This window comes from Dactylosporangium sp. McL0621 (assembly GCF_049995355.1).
In the GTDB taxonomy this organism is placed as follows: Bacteria; Actinomycetota; Actinomycetes; order Mycobacteriales; family Micromonosporaceae; genus Dactylosporangium.
In genome coordinates, this window is the sequence record NZ_CP188259.1 from 9,461,043 (window position 1) to 9,476,097 (window position 15,055).

9 protein-coding genes are annotated in these 15,055 nt (G+C 71.8%); 2 read left to right on the top strand and 7 right to left on the bottom strand.

Translation table 11 applies throughout. From position 1 onward, the window contains the following. Window positions 1–12 precede the first annotated feature (12 nt). The 5 genes from ACPPVO_RS44945 to ACPPVO_RS44965 are packed head-to-tail and all read right to left on the bottom strand — an operon-like array spanning window position 13 to window position 6,640. Window positions 13–1,284: a cation:proton antiporter gene (locus ACPPVO_RS44945; RefSeq protein ID WP_426504724.1), complete on the bottom strand. Its 1,272-nt coding sequence runs from the start codon at window positions 1,282–1,284 to the stop codon at window positions 13–15. Further along, window positions 1,281–2,609 (bottom strand): cytochrome P450, encoded by a 1,329-nt coding sequence (locus ACPPVO_RS44950; protein ID WP_426504726.1) that lies wholly within the window; start codon window positions 2,607–2,609, stop codon window positions 1,281–1,283. Before ACPPVO_RS44950 ends, ACPPVO_RS44945 begins: the two co-directional genes overlap by 4 nt. Continuing rightward, window positions 2,606–3,631 carry an alpha-hydroxy acid oxidase gene (locus ACPPVO_RS44955; protein WP_426504728.1) on the bottom strand — a complete coding sequence of 342 codons (1,026 nt, stop codon included), beginning with the start codon at window positions 3,629–3,631 and terminating at the stop codon, window positions 2,606–2,608. Before ACPPVO_RS44955 ends, ACPPVO_RS44950 begins: the two co-directional genes overlap by 4 nt. After that, the gene (locus ACPPVO_RS44960) at window positions 3,621–5,156 is read right to left on the bottom strand and encodes an NAD(P)-binding domain-containing protein (RefSeq protein ID WP_426504730.1); all 1,536 of its coding nucleotides are present in this window, start codon (window positions 5,154–5,156) and stop codon (window positions 3,621–3,623) included. Before ACPPVO_RS44960 ends, ACPPVO_RS44955 begins: the two co-directional genes overlap by 11 nt. Before the next feature lie 5 nt (window positions 5,157–5,161). After that, complete coding sequence (locus ACPPVO_RS44965) at window positions 5,162–6,640, bottom strand: HAL/PAL/TAL family ammonia-lyase (RefSeq protein WP_426504732.1); 1,479 nt, start codon at window positions 6,638–6,640, stop codon at window positions 5,162–5,164. Window positions 6,641–6,703: 63 nt separating this feature from the next. On the opposite strand from ACPPVO_RS44965, the gene ACPPVO_RS44970 reads away from it, so the two are divergent. Both ACPPVO_RS44970 and ACPPVO_RS44975 read left to right on the top strand, forming a co-directional pair. After that, entirely contained in the window at window positions 6,704–8,233 is a 1,530-nt protein-coding gene (locus ACPPVO_RS44970; protein WP_426504734.1) for an NAD(P)-binding domain-containing protein, read from the top strand. After that, window positions 8,223–9,572, top strand: a complete 1,350-nt coding sequence (locus ACPPVO_RS44975; RefSeq protein WP_426504736.1) for a class I adenylate-forming enzyme family protein — start codon at window positions 8,223–8,225, stop codon at window positions 9,570–9,572. Before ACPPVO_RS44970 ends, ACPPVO_RS44975 begins: the two co-directional genes overlap by 11 nt. 12 nt (window positions 9,573–9,584) lie before the next feature. Here ACPPVO_RS44975 and ACPPVO_RS44980 read toward each other — a convergent pair whose 3' ends face one another. Continuing rightward, the gene (locus ACPPVO_RS44980) at window positions 9,585–11,384 is read right to left on the bottom strand and encodes a hypothetical protein (protein ID WP_426504737.1); all 1,800 of its coding nucleotides are present in this window, start codon (window positions 11,382–11,384) and stop codon (window positions 9,585–9,587) included. Then, window positions 11,381–15,037 carry an AAA domain-containing protein gene (locus tag ACPPVO_RS44985; protein WP_426504739.1) on the bottom strand — a complete coding sequence of 1,219 codons (3,657 nt, stop codon included), beginning with the start codon at window positions 15,035–15,037 and terminating at the stop codon, window positions 11,381–11,383. Before ACPPVO_RS44985 ends, ACPPVO_RS44980 begins: the two co-directional genes overlap by 4 nt. Window positions 15,038–15,055: the final 18 nt, after the last annotated feature.

Here is a 15,055-nt window from a genome sequence, read left to right on the forward strand (position 1 = left end):
GACAATGCACCCTCAACGGGCAACCGGGAAGTGATGGACGTCTCTTTCCGGAAGGCTTGCGGAAACGGCGGCGCGGCGGTCGAGCCAGGCCAGCACCGGGGTGGTCATGATCGTGGTGACGAGCGCGACGAGCACCAGCACGGTGAACAGCGCCGGGCCGACGATGCCGGCCTCCAGGCCCACGTTGAGCGCGATGAGCTGCATGAGGCCGCGGGCGTTCATGAGCGCGCCGACGCGCAGCGCCACGGCGTTGGGCTCGCCGCGCAGGCGGGCCGCGGCCCAGCACGCGCCGAACTTGCCGGCGACGGACAGCACCACGCAGGCGATCGCGAACAGCAGCACCGCCGGGTTGCTGAGCAGGCCGAACTCGGTGCGCAGGCCGGAGAAGGTGAAGAACAGCGGCAGGAAGACGATCGCGGCGACCGGGGTGAGCGTGTCGACGACCTTGTCGGTGTTCGGCGTGCGGGGCATCACGACGCCGGCCGCGAAGGCGCCGAACACCGCGTACAGCCCGATCTTGTCGGTGTACCAGGCCACCGCGAACAGCAGCGCCACGGTGCCGAGCAGCCGGCCCCGGTCGCCGACGCGGTCGCTGGCCATGAGCGCGCCGGCCGCGCGCCGCCCGCCGAACCACAGCACCACGGCGAAGACGACCGCGCCCCCGGCGGTGACGATCGCCGGCAGGGCCTCGCCGGAGGCGACGGCGAGCACGACCGCGAGCATGATCCACGCGGCCATGTCGTCGAGGGCGCCGCTGGCCATCGACAGGGAGCCGTACCGGGTGCCCTCGATCCCGCGCTCGGTGATGATCCGGGCCAGCATCGGGAACGCGGTGATCGCCAGGGCCACGCCGACGAAGGCCGCGGTGACGCCGAGCGGCGTGCCCTCCTTCTGCACCGGGGCGAGCCCGTCGGTGAACACGACGAGCAGCACGCCCAGCGCCAGCGGCACGGCGACGCCGGCGACCGAGACCGCGCCGGCCGTCCCGGCGATGCGGGTGGTGCGGTGGCCGGCGAAGGCGTACCCGGCCTGGAACATGAACAGCACGAGGCCGATCTGGCCCACGACGTACAGCACCGGCAGCAACGGCGCCGGGAAGAGCCAGTGCTCCACGCCCGGCAGCAGCAGGCCCAGCAGCGACGGGCCCAGCAGGACCCCGGCCAGCATCTCGCTGACCACGGCCGGCTGCCCGGCCTTGCCCAGCAGCCAGGCCACGCCCTTGCAGAAGAGCAGGATCACGGCGACGGCGACGAAGAACGCGGGGGCGAGCTCGGTGGGCTTCACGGCCGGACCTCCTGGAAGTAGTTGGCGCACAGCCGCTGCCGGCGGGCGTCGAAAACCATGTACGTTCCACAGACCAGCTGGGTGAGCGAGCGCCCGGCGCCGGCCCAGCGGTCGCGCGACGCGTGCGCCGCGAGCCGGATCCGGCCGGGCGCACGGGCCCCGGCGGGCGTGAGGTAGGCCGGGCCGCGGCTCGGCAGCGAGCGGGTGTGGGCGGCGCCCGAGCTCAGGGAGTACCGTCGCAGCACCTCCCGCGTGGCCGCGCGCAGCATGACCGGGGCGGCGCCGCGGGCCGGGCAGGCACGGTTGGCCACGACGCCGTACGGGATGTAGTGCGCGTCCCGCCTCGGCACGCGCAGCCACCGGTCGGGGTCGAAGGCGTCGTCGGCGGCCGGGCCGGTGCGCTGGTACGCGAGGTAGTTGAACAGCAGCACGGAGCCGGCCGGCAGGGTCACCCGCTCGTCGACGACGATCGGGGCCGAGGTGATGCGGTGCGCGACGCCGAACAGCGGGTGCACGCGCAGCGTCTCGTCGATCGACCGGTCCAGCTCGTCGTCGTCGTCGACGTCGGGGCGGTGCGGGTGCTGGGCGATGCTGAGCAGCACGTGCGCCATCGCCTCGGACATCTGCACGACGGCGGTGTTGAAGAACGCGCCCTGCACGTACCAGGCCGTCTCCCGCGCGCTGAACCCGGCCGGCAGCACCACCGGGCAGGTGCCGTCCTCGATGCGCGCGAGCAGGTAGCGGGTGAGCCGGTCGCGGCGGTCCATGTGCCGCAGCGAGGTGCCCTTGAGCGCGGTCACCACGTCGTCGGCGTTGGCCACGATGAGCTCGCGGGCCGCGGGCGGGCAGGGCTCGGCGAAGACCAGCTCGTAGTACACCTCGGCCCAGATCGGCATCATGAGGTCGCGCAGCCGCACGTGGGCGGTGCGGCCGGGCGGCAGCGCGTCGAGCCGGCGCCGTGTGGCCGCCGTGGCCAGCTCGTCGGAGCGGGCGTGCGGCACGGCGAGGACCTGGCGGGTGGCCCGGGCGACCTGGCGGTACCGCTCCCCCGGCTCGAGGTGCTCCTGGTGCATCTGCGGCCCGGGGGCGAGCCAGTACCAGAACACGTCGGAGAGCCCGGCGCCGCGGCTGCGCCCGTCGGCCGCCGCATCGGCGTAGACGCGCTCGAACTGCTCGGCCCCGACCAGCGGGCCCGGCACCGGGATGCCCTCCTCGCCGTTGACCCGCCGGAAGATCCACTCGCGCACGCCGACGACGACGGCGGGCAGCCACCGCGGCACCGTCCACAGCAGACCGGCGGCGAGCCCGAGCAGCGCCCAGATCATCGGGCGGCCACCAGATCGGGCGTGAGTTCGCCCGGCGTCCGGGCGCCCACGAGCGCGAGCACCCGGTCGAGGTCCTCGAACAGATGCGACAGCAGCGTCTGTACCCCCTGGGCCCCGCCGGCCGCGAGCCCCCACAGCACCGGCCGCCCGACGAGCACGGCGTCGGCGCCGAGCGCGAGGGCGGCCACCACGTCGGCCCCGCGCCGGACCCCGCCGTCCACGAGCACCGGCAGCCGGCCCCCGACCGCCTTCACGACCGCGGGCAGCGCCTCGATGCTCGCGATCGCCCCGTCGAGCTGGCGGCCGCCGTGGTTGGACACCACCAGCCCGGCGACGCCGTGCTCGACGGCGAGCCCGGCGTCGGCCGGGTGCAGCACGCCCTTGAGCACGATGGGCAGCCCGGTGATGCCGCGCAGCCAGGCGATGTCGTCCCAGCCGAGCGTGGCGTCCATCGCGATGCTGCGCACCGCGCCGGTCGCGTCGCGCAGGTTCTCGCAGGCCAGGCCGGGCGGCAGGTCGTGAAAGCCGTGCCGGTGGTCGCGGTCGCGCCGGCCGAACACCGGCGAGTCCGCGCTCACCACGAGGACCCGGCAACCGGCGGCCTCGACCCGGCGCACGAGCGCGGCGGTGAACTCGCGGTCGGGCTGGAGGTACAACTGGAACCACCACGGCCCCCCGGCGGCCGCGATCGCCTCGACGGGCGCGGTGGCGGCCATGCTGACGACGAGCACCGTGCCGGCCTCGGCCGCCCCGCGGGCCGTGGCGAGCTCGCCGTCGGGGTGGGCGAGGCGGTGGAACGCGGTCGGGGCGACGAGGACGGGCGCGGCCAGCCCGGTGCCGAGCAGCGTGGTGCGCAGGTCCCGGGGCCCGGTCGCGCGCAGCACCCGCGGGACGAGCCGGATGCGCTCGAACGCGGCCTCGTTGCCGCGCAGGGTCCGCTCGTCGCCGGCGCCGCCCTCGAAGAAGTCCCAGTGCGCGGGCTCGAGCCGGTCCCGCGCCCGGGCCCGCAGCTCAGCGAGCATCGAGCTGCCGGGCGACGAACTCCGCGAGGGGCCGCACGTGTACCTCGGGCCGGTCCCACCGGTTCTCGAGGTTCTCGGCGAGGTGGTGCTCGGCGACGACCTCGCCGCCGCGGTGCACGCGCACGACCGGGTGCAGGTAGGCGGCGTCGTGCGCCCGCCCGACGGTGTCCTGGGCGATGCGGCCGACGGTGATGTCGAACGGGTCGACCTTGTCGTGGTCGGGGCCGTACTCCAGCGTGGTGACGAAGGCCAGCGGCACCGGCCCGACGCCGCCGTCGCGGAGGTAGGCGACGGGGACCTCCTCGAGGTACGACACCAGCCCGTCCTCGACCGTCACGACGTCGGCCAGGAACCCGAACTGCTGCCACAGCGCGGAGGTGCGGTTGATCCGCGCGACGATCGCGTCGGTGATCGCCTCCGGGGTGGCCTTCAGCGGCGTCGCCGGCCACGGGGTGTCGTGGTGGCGCGACTCGAGGATGCGGTGCAGGGCCCGCACGCCGTAGCGGAAGCCGTGGATGAAGCCGTTCGTGGACTTCTTGAAGTCGCGCTGCTGGGTGAGGGTGCCGGCGAAGTACAGGCCGGGCACGTTCACCGACTCGAACGCCGAGGTCTGCGCCGGGAACCGGTCCAAGATGGCGAGCTCCGGGCGGGCCGAGTCGTCGAAGATGGAGGCGTCGAAGCGGAAGCCCGTGCACGCGAGGACCCGGTCGTAGCGCAGCTCCTTCTCCACCTCGTCGGCCCGGGAGAAGCTGAACGTGACCTTGAAGCCGTCGCCGTCGCGCTCGATGCGGCGCACCTGGCCGTCGAGGACCGCGTTGGAGGACTTCAGCTGGTACGTGTCCAGGAAGTTGTTGTTCACCGCGCGCAGGTGCCCGACGTAGTGGGTGCGCCAGGCCATGTGCACCGAGCTCGGCCCGGCCAGGTGGATGACGGTGGTCGTCTCCATGAGCGCGTCGGCGGTCTCGAACCCGGAGTTGCCCTTGCCGATGACGAGCACCCGCTGGTCCAGGTAGTCGTTCGGGTCGACGGACATGTCCGCGTAGTGCTCGGCGAGCTCGAAGCCCGGGATCGGCGGCTCGTAGGCCCTGGACACGCCGGTGGCGACGACGACCCGGCGGGCGGTGTGACCGTCCACTGTGAACACGCCGTCGGCGAAGGCGATGCGCTCGACCCGGGTGTTGTACCGGACCTTCAGCCGGAGGCGCTCGGCGAAGTCGGCCAGGTAGCGCAGGTAGTCGTCGGCCTGGGGGAAGTACCGCGGCGTGTAGCGCGTGAAGAGCAGCTCCGGATCGTCGCTCAGCAGCGAGTTCCAGTCGACGCGCAGGTTCAGCTCCGGGTCGTCGGTGCCGGTGCGCGGCTTGTTGATCGAGATCAGCTGCCGGTGCCGCGGGAAGCGGGCGAAGAACGCGCCCGGCCGCTCGGCCCCCTCCAGCACGAGGTAGTCGCGGCGGCCCTCGGCCTGCAGCAGCGCGGCGAGCTGCAGCCCGGCCGGGCCGGCCCCGATGATCAGGTAGTCCAGCGTCACGTCGGTCACCTTTCGAGCTCTTCGACGGCGTCGGCGGCGCGCCGCACGTCGTCCTCCAACGGCCGGTCGGGGTCGATCGGGGGCACCGCGGCCGTGAGGGCGTCGAGCACCTCGCGGCTGCCGGGCGCGGTCGGGGGGCGGGCCCCCACGTACACGGCCTGCCGCAGCCCCACCGCGAGCGAGCCGACGATGAGGCGCAGCAGCCGCGCCTGGTCCAGGGCGCGCAGCGCGGCCTGGTTGCCCAGCGGGATGACGTCCTGGTTGTGCAGGTTCGTGGGCAGGCTCTGCATGCTGGCCGGCATGGCGTCGCGGCGGATCTCGGCGATGAGCGCGGTCGCGGCGAGCTGCACGCCCTGCAGGCCGTGCTGCTGCCCGGGCCCGGCCGCGAGCATCGGCGGCAGGCCGTTGTTGCGGTGCGGGTCGACGAGCAGGTCGAGCTGGCGCTCGGCGAGGTTGCCGACCTGGGCGACGACCATCGACAGCACGTCGGCGGCGAACGCGGCCGGCTGGCCGAAGAAGTTCCCGCCGTGCACGACGGCGTCGTCGCCGGGGAAGAACAGCGGGTTGTCGCTGACCCCGCCGAGGTCGGCCGCGACGACCCCGTCGGCGTAGCGCAGCGCGTCCTCGGCCGCGCCGAGCAGCTGCGGCGAGCACCGCAGGCTGTAAGGCTCCTGCAGCGGGCGCTGGCCCGACGGGGTCAGGCCCGCGGTGAACCCGCGCATCGCGGCGCCGACGGCGATCGCGCCCGGGTGGCCGAAGGCCCGCAGCAGCCGCTCGTCGAGGAACTGCGGGTCGCTGCCGAGCAGGTCGGCGAGCAGGCCGGTGAGCCGCTGGACGGCCCGGTGCGCGGCCCGGGTGCACGCCAGCGCGAGGGCCGCGGCGGCCGTGGTGAGCGAGGTGCCGTTGACGAGGGCGAGCGCGTCGCGGCCGTCGAGCGGCAGCGGCTCCAGGCCGGCGCTGCGCAGCGCCTCGGCCGCCGGCATCCGCTCGCCGAGAACGTAGGCGTGGCCGCGGCCGCGCAGGGCCTGGGCGGCCGCTCCGAGCGGGATCAGGTCGCCGCTGGCCCCGACCGAGCCGTAGCGGGGCATCGCCGGGACGAACGTCGTGCCGAGCATGGCCACGAGGGCGTCGATGACGTGCGGCGAGACCCCGGACGCGCCGCGGGCGAGGGACCACGCCCGCACCAGCAGCGTGGCCCGCGCGACGTGCGGGTCGATGTCGGGGCCGTGCCCGGCGCCCAGGTGGGCGAGGGTGTTGTCGGCCTGGTCGCGCAGGTCGGCGCGGCCCGCGTAGCCGACGAGGGCGCCGAAGCCGGTGGTGCTGCCGTACACCGCGCGGTCGTCGCCGAGCACCTTGGACAGGAAGGCGCGCGCCGCCCCGACCCGGTCGCGGACCGCCGCCCCGGCCGTGACCCGGATCGGGTCGCGGGCGGCGAGCAGGTCCGCGATCCGCAGCGGCGCCGCGAGGTCAACCTCTGGCGTCATGGGAGGCGACGCTAGAGACCGAATCTCAGAACGTTCTGAAATCGGCTCGTTACGGTGCGCCGCATGACGCTGGACTACCTCATCATCGGAGCCGGCCCGGCCGGGCTGCAGCTGGCCGCTCTGCTGGAGCGCGACGGCCGCGACTACCTGGTGCTCGAGGCCGGCCCGGCGCCGGGCACGTTCTTCGCCACCTATCCGCGGCACCGGACGCTGATCTCGATCAACAAGATCTGGACCGGCTCGCAGGACCCGGAGTTCAACCTCCGGGCCGACTGGAACTCACTGCTGAGCGACGACCCGTCGTTGTTGTTCAGAAACTACAGCCGGCGGTACTTCCCACCGGCCGACGACTTCGTGCGCTACCTGGCCGACTTCGCCGGGCGCCTGGCCCTGAAGGTGCGCTACGACACCCGGGTCTCACGCATCGCCTTCCACGATGGCGTGTTCGTCGCCGGCGACCTCACCGCCCGCCGGGTCGTCGTCGCCACCGGCGTCTCGCGGCTGTACGTGCCGCCGATCCCGGGGGCGGAGCTGGCGGAGCGCTACGACACCGTCAGCGTGAACCCGGACGACTTCACCAACCAGCGGGTCCTGGTCATCGGCAAGGGCAACTCGGCCTTCGAGACCGCCGACGCGCTGGTCGAGACGGCCGCCGTCATCCACGTCGCCGGCCCGCACCCGGTGAAGCTCGCCTGGCAGACCCACTACGTCGGGCACCTGCGGGCGGTGAACAACAACTTCCTCGACACGTACCAGCTCAAGAGCCAGAACGCGGTGCTGGACGGCACCGTCGAGCGCATCGAGCGCCGCGCCGGCGGCGGGCTGAGCATCGACTTCCGCTACGCACGCACCGTGGAGAAGCTGCGCCGGCTGGAGTACGACCGGATCATCCTCGCCACCGGGTTCCGCTTCGACGCCTCGATCTTCGACGAATCGGCCCGGCCCGAGCTCGTCATCGACGACCGCTTCCCGGCGCAGACCTCCGCGTTCGAGTCGGTGAACGTGCCGGGGCTCTACTTCGCCGGCACCCTCACCCAGCAGCGCGACTTCAAGAAGGCGACGAACGGGTTCATCCACGGCTTCCGGTACGGCGTGCGCGCCCTGCACCGCATCCTGGGCGTGCGCCACCACGACACCCCGTGGCCGTCCACAGTGGTCGACGCCGCGCCCGACGCCATCGCCGACGCCATCATCGCGCGCGTCAACCGCACCTCGGCGCTGTGGCAGCAGTTCGGCGTCCTCGCCGACGTGGTCCTCGCCGACGGCACGTACCTGGAGGAGGTACCCGTCGCCTTCCTGCGCGACGGCGGCCTCGGCGAGGTGCCGCTCGCGTTCGTGACGACGCTCGAGTACGGCCCGGACCACGACACCGTCGACCCGTTCGACATCACGGTGCCGCGCATCGCCGAGAACGACGCGGCCGCCGCGCACGACGCCAGCTACCTGCACCCCGTGGTGCGGGTGTACCGCGGCGCCGCCGTCGTCGCCGAACACCACCTCGCCGAGAACCTCGAGAACGACTGGGACCTGCCCGAGGTACACCAGCAGCCTCTGTCGTCGTTCATCAAGGAAGTCCTCGCCGATGCCGGATGAGGGCGTCTGGCCCCAGCCCGTCCTCGATCTGCTGGCCACCGGCGACGACCGGCCCGTCTTCGAGGACGGCCCGCTGGTCGTGACCGCGGCCGCGATGGCGGCGCTCGTCCGGCGGATCGCGGCCGGGCTCCGGGCCCTCGGCGCGGGACCGGGCACCCCGGTGGTGCTCTCACTCGGCGTTTCACCATTTGCGTTCGCCGCCACCCTGGCCGCCTTCACCGTCGGCGCCACGGTATCGGCCCGGCCGTTCACCGACGGCGAGCTCATCGTCGACGAGGCCCGGCTCCGGTCCCTGTCGGCTTTCGCGGACGACGGACGCCCGCTGCGCGCCGCGGGCCGCCCGGCCGACGTCGCCCGGCTGATCTGGACCAGCGGCAGCACGGGCCGGCCCAAGGGCTGCGCGCAGACGTACGCGGCGATGAGCGCGGCCTGGGCGCCGTACCCCTCGCGCTGGCCGCCGGCGATCGCCGAGCTGGCCGCGCGGCTGCAGCGCTACCTCGTGTTCGGCTCGCTGGCCAGCCAGGTCATGCTGGAGTACGGCATCCTGACCCTGGCCGCCGGCGGCACCCTGGTCGCGGCCCGCCCGCCGGGCCTGCCGGCCTTCGCCCGCCACCGCGCCACCGCGAGCGTCATCACCGTCGGCAAGCTGCACCAGCTGGTGCGGGCCCGCCCCGACGACCTCGGCACCCTGCGCGCGCTGATGGTCTCGGGGTCGCCGCTGGAGCCGGCCCGGCTGGCGGAGGCCCTGTCGGTCCTCGGGCCGGTCGTCTTCCACGGGTACGGCCAGACCGAGACAGGCATGATCGCCATGGCCACCCCGACCGAGATGCTCGCGGACCCTGCGGTGCTGGCTTCGGTCGGCCGCCCCCCGGCGGCCCACTCCTTGAAGATCCTCGACGGCGAGTTGTACGTGCGCACACCCGCACAAGGGTCCTTCTACTGGGACGATCCGGCGGAGACCGCGGACGTGTTCCGCGACGGCTGGGTGCGCACCCGGGACCTGGCGTCGCTGGACGAACGCGGCTACCTACACCTGTCGGGCCGCGCGCGGGACGTGGTGATCGTGAACGCGGAGCTGGTGTACGCGGGGCCGATCGAGCGCGTGCTGGCGTCGGACCCGTCGGTGGCGGAGGCGTACGTGGTGGCGCGCCCGTCGTTCGAGACGGGCGAGGCGGTGCACGCCTTCATCGTCCCGGCGAGCGGGCGCACCCCGGACCTCGAGCGTCTGCGCGCTTCGGTCGCCGCGTCGCTCGGTCCCGCCGCCGTGCCCGTGAGTGTGCGCATCATCTCGGAGGTGCCGCTGGCCCCGAGCGGCAAGCCCGACAAATTCGCGCTGTAGAGGGCAGCGCCATCAGGTTATGTCGAAGTCGCTCATTGTACGCAACCAGGCACGTTGACCGACGTGTCCCTCGACGCAGAAGGAAATGCTGGACCGGCCCGGGCCACCGCAGGCGACCAGCCAACGTGCGCCGACGGCGAGCAGCCGCTGCGATGGTGTCGGGGAGGGGCCGGGCAGGACGTCGACCGACCACGAAGTGCCCTCGCGACGCAGCGCCCGCCAGCCGTCCACACCACCCACGACACGGTAGCGACGGCCGACCGTGCCCGGCAGGTGGCCCGCGTCGGCGACGAGCCGATCCACGTCCTGGTCAGGCTCGGTACACAGATACCGTTGAGCGGGCTCGGCGGCCAGGCTTGCCGCGAACGCCGCCTGCTGGGGACCGACCAGGACGGTCGCGCGACCGGCGCACTCCGAGGCCGGGCCACCAGGGCATCCGGGCGCGAAACCCGGCTCTTCCGGCGGCCGATTGGCCGCCTCGCCAGTCCACTTCTCGGCCAGATGCTTCCAACGATGCGCCGGCAACGCACCCTCGCCGGCCGGGAGATCCTCCCACCAACCGGCGCAAAGGCGGGCCACCGCGGCGACCACCGCCGGATCGGTCAGCCGCAGCGTCGGCCGCAGCTCGTCGTCTTGCCCCACACCGCCGAACAGGCCCGCTCCGACCGCAGCGACCGGGCCGTCCGGTGTCTCCGTGATGATCATGTCTGCGACGTCTCCGGCGGGTGCCCGATTGAACTGCGCCCGGCCCGGAGCCGAATCATCGGCCCTGATCGCCGTGATTTGGCGCTGGATCGGGTCGACGGCCGCCTCGTCGGCACAGGACCACAGCACGTCGCAGTGCACGCCACGGCGGCGCAGCACGATCGCCGCCTCCTTGACCGCCGTGGCTGCCGGCAGGTCCAGGTTGCCCGCTACGATCAGCAGACTGCCGACGGCCCGCGCGAAGAGCTCGCCGGCCAACTCGCGACCCGCGAACCCACGCAGCGTGAGGTCGTTGCAGGACACGGACGCGGTCGCGTACGGCTCCGCCCGGCGCTCTACCGCCGGTGCGGCGTCGAAGGACGAGTCGCCCGAACTCGGCATGAGCCGCTGCAGCGCGGCCTGAAAAGCCGCCTCGGCCTCGAACTCCAGGCGTCGCTCACGGGTCTCCTCCACGATCATCGGGCCGAGGTGCTGCCACTGGTACGGCAAGCCGAAAACCTTGTCCTGGTCGAGGTCCACCCGCACCGCCAGATAGTGCAGATCCTGACTGACCCGGACCGCGGAGTCGATCCATCGCACCCACTCCTGGCGACCCGCGGAGCGGGGAAGCAGCCGCTCCGCCTCTCCGCCATTGATCTTCGTACGGATGATCCGCGGCCGCAGCGCCTCCTTGTAGACCGCGCGGTTCGCGGCCCGGCGCAGCACGTTCGCCGTGATCAGTGACAGCTCGGAGGCGCGCGCGAGCTGGCCGGTCAATCGCTCGCGCACAACGTTGGTGTGCGTCATGCGGACCCGCAGGTTGCTCGGCCGGCGGCCCGCCTCGACCGTGGCCTGCCCCTGCTCGGTCGCGAGGTAGTAGAGCTCCGAGCCGCGCTGCTCCATCGCGACCCAACCCTCCTGGATCAGGGTGACCAGGCCCTCGGTCAGGAGCCGCACGTGGATCATGAAGGTCTCGGCGAGCTGCCGGAATGTCCGGCCGCCGGTGTCCGTGGATTCCTTGATCGCCTTGAGCAGCAGCTCCTCGAACTTGCTGTACGGGCGGCCGTGCGCCAGCTCGTACGTGACGCGGTACATATTCAGGGGCACCAGGGTGCGAATCATGCTCACGCCGTCACCGTCCTCACGTTCGTGGTCTGACGTCGCGCCCAGTGGGCGGGCGGCTCGTAGCCGACCAGATCGGCCGCGATGCGGACCGCGCGCCCTTGCTCGAACCAGGTCTCGAGGCGTTCGACCATGGCCGCCAGGTGCTGGATCTTCGTCCATTGCTCCTGGTCCTGCACGTGCTGGACCTGCGCGTGGAAGAAATCCCAGGACCCGACCAGCACCAGCAGGCGCTCCGCGCGGGAGATCAGCACGTTCATGCGCCTGTCCTCGACGAGGAACCCCAGGCCTTCGCCGCTGCGCATGGTGTTGTTGCGAACCAGGCTGATCGCGATGATCTCGGCCTGATTCCCCTGGAACGAGTCGACCGTGAAGAATCCGTCCCGCGTCCGGGCGCCGTCGCCGGCCTGCGAGCGCTGCGGATTCGGCGCCAGCCTCAGGCCCGCCCCGCCGAGCATCGCCCGGAATTCGGGCCGGTCCAGTTCCTGCCGCAGATACCCGACCTGTTGCGCATACGGCGAGAGGATCGCGAGATCGAGCGGCGGTTCGTTGTCCGAACGCAGAGTGCGCAGAAACCGGTCGAGCGCATAAGCCTCGGCCGGGTTGCGGTACCTCGGCGTGTCGTTCTCCTCCGCGCGCCGGTCCGTCGCTGATGCCATCGGAAGGTCGAGCCAGACGATGGCCCGCCCGTCGACGCCCTCCGGCGCCGACAGGTTATGCAGTATCCCCGGTTTGGGTCGCTGGGTCTGCGGATCTCGAGTGTGGTGGGACAGCTTTCCTTCGTAGTACACCTCGGACACCAGGGCGCCGATGTCCGGATGCATCCGGTGCTGACCGGTCAGCATGCCGTCCGCCGGCTCGTGCACCGCACACAGCTTGTGGAGCTTCTCGAACGTCCGCAGCCACCGCGTGCAGTATTCCTGGAACTTGGTTCGACGTTCGGGCGTGCGATCGCGCCAGCCGAGCAGGACCTCGCGGTCCACGTTCCGAGTCGGCCCGGGCAGGGCATCGAGGGCGGCCACGGTCGTGTCGAGCGCGGCCACCGCTTTCTCGTAGTCCTCGATCCGGTATGGCGGCAGCTGCTTCGGGTCCCCGATGAGCAGCCATCGGTGTCCGAGGAACAGCGGCAGGGCCAGCTCGAATCCGTGAACCTTGCCGGCCTCCTCCACGACCGCCCAGTCGTAGGAGACCTCGCCCGCGAGCGCCGCCAGATCGCCGTCACCCGTAGTGCTGAACGTAATGCTGGCGCTCCGCTTGACCAGCTCGCGGAACTCCTTCGCCGTCGAGGCGTCGCGAGTGGCCAGCCCAGCCAGCATCTCCTGGCAGGCGGCCAGCCATTCGGCCTGCACGAGGGCGAGCTCGTCCGCGCTCGGTCTGCCCTCAATCCTGGCAATGGTCTGTTCCAGCAGTTCCCGGGTCACCTGCTGCTCGGAGCCCTGCTCCTCGACAGCTAGGCCGGGCTGGTCCTGCGTGACGCGGCGGAGCCGGATCGTCAGCGGCCGGCGGTCCTCCGGCACGCCTTCGAATGCGTCCTGCTCGACCTTCGCCCTGAGCACGTCGACGGCTTGGTGCGCCTGGGCCGTGATGAGCACCTGCGCAACTGGGTCCTCCTGCATGATCTCCCGCAGCAGCCACGCGACCATGTGCGTCTTACCGGTGCCGGGCGGCCCCTGCACCGTGTAAATGGGACGGACGCCGAGGATGGTCTCGATCTGCTTGAGCTTGCTTTCATCGACCGTGCCCGTGTCCAGGGGCACGGGCAGCGGGGCCGGACCGTTGTCCATGAGCACGCGTCCCGGCGACGTGAGACTCTCCAGCAGATACGTATGCTTGACGAGCTTGGCGATCGCCTCCTTGCGCCGCTCGATCTGGCGGACCTGGCCGGCCAAGCCCTTGGTCCGCAACACATGGATGTCGCCGATCTGTGGCAGCTTCGGAAGATCCTGGTGCGGCGTCAGCATGACGGTGCCGCCGGGTATGTCGACGCTCTGCACCAGCCACTCCGGCGCGACCGGGCGCTCCTCGATGCTCTCAGAGTCCGGTGAGCACAGCTGGACCACGTCGCATTTGGGCTTGCCGCTGTGCATCTCCCGCAGCAGGAACTCGGTCATGCCGCCCTTGATCGCGAACATGCTCGACGGACGGTGCTCGCGGGGGATCTCGCGCACCTCGACTCTCGTGCAGCTGCCGTCCTCCACCTCGACGTCGACGATCTCGCAGCGGAATAGCTCGGCGTCGCGAATCAGGATGTCGACCTGGTTCGTGATGCGCACGAAGTCGCTGAAGCGTTCGTGCTCCTCGCGCCGCTCCCGCGCTTTGTCGATCCGGGGCAGCAGCGCCTCCCACCTGGCCGAACCGGCGAGATGCTGGCCGAGTGAGCGCCGCTCCCGCGTACTGAAGAACTCGAGCCGGCCCGCGGGGACGTTGACCTGGCTGCCCACATCCGAGGTGAAATGCTCGACGATGCCGGTGCAGAACGCGTTCTGCCAGGTGGCTTTGCCGTCGACATCGCTCACCGACGGGCCGATCTTCAGATGGATCCGCTGGCCCGAGAGCACGTACTGGCCCCGATTCGGAATCGGGGTGAGTGTGGCGCCCTGGGCGAAGTCGCTGTGGAGGAATCGATGCAGCGCGTTTCGGTGGTCGGCGCGCTTGGGATCGAAAGTGTCACCCTCCTCCAGCGGCAGGATCTCGGCGAGGCCCCGATCCTCACACCCGGCGATCAGCCGGGAGTTCCCAGGATCGATCATGACGACGTGCCGCCGGGCAGGGTCGTCACCGTGCCCGGGCTCCTGCAGCGCGCCGATGATCTCTCGGATCGTGGCCGAGATGTCGGACTGGTGCCGCAGCCGAGTGGCCGGATCCTCGGCGATCAGGCGGCCGATGAAGTCGACCTCGAGGCTACTGGCTCGGCCGCGCGGCTTGGCCAGCAGTTGCTGGACGCTGCGGTAGCGCTCCTTCGGGGTGACCGCGCCCGTGTTGAAGTGCTCGATGTTGAAGATGCACCGGGCCGCGAGCATGCCGAAGGCGAACCAGTCGGCATCCGGACCGAATGCGGTTCGGCCGGCAAACGCCTCCGGGACGGTCTCCCAGCCGACCGGCGCAGACCTGGCCGCCGGCCGGCCCAGCCGAATGCTCCATTCGAATCCGCCCAGCCGCGCCGATTCAGGCCCCTCCGCGGGGTCCAGGAACACCGAGTTCGGCACAACGTTGCGGTGCACGACCTGCTGGTCGTGCAGCAGCCCGAGCCCGTCGGTGAAGCGGCCGAGCATCTGCCACATGGCCACGCGGTCCTCAGGTCGTCCGCTGAGCCAAGGGAAGTCCGCGCGCTTCGCGCCCAGGAAGGTCGCGAGGCTTTCCAGTCCTAGCGTCTGGAAGACCATGACGAAGCTACGGGCGCCGTGGTCGATGCCGACATCACGCAACTGCAGCAACGACTCCTCAGAGCCCGGCGTGCTGCGCACCCGGTACAACGTGCGCAGTTCCGTGTCCCACAAGGCCCGCTGCACGTCGTCCGGCCGGTCGTCCGTGAACGGCCACGCCTTCAGCAGCAAGGGTTTTGAGATCTCTTCCTGATCCAGAACCCCCCAGAGCTCGCCGCCGCCGGCCTGCAATATCTGATCACCGACCAGCTTGTAGCGACCGTTGAGCAATGTCATGCCAGGCGAAAGACTCAT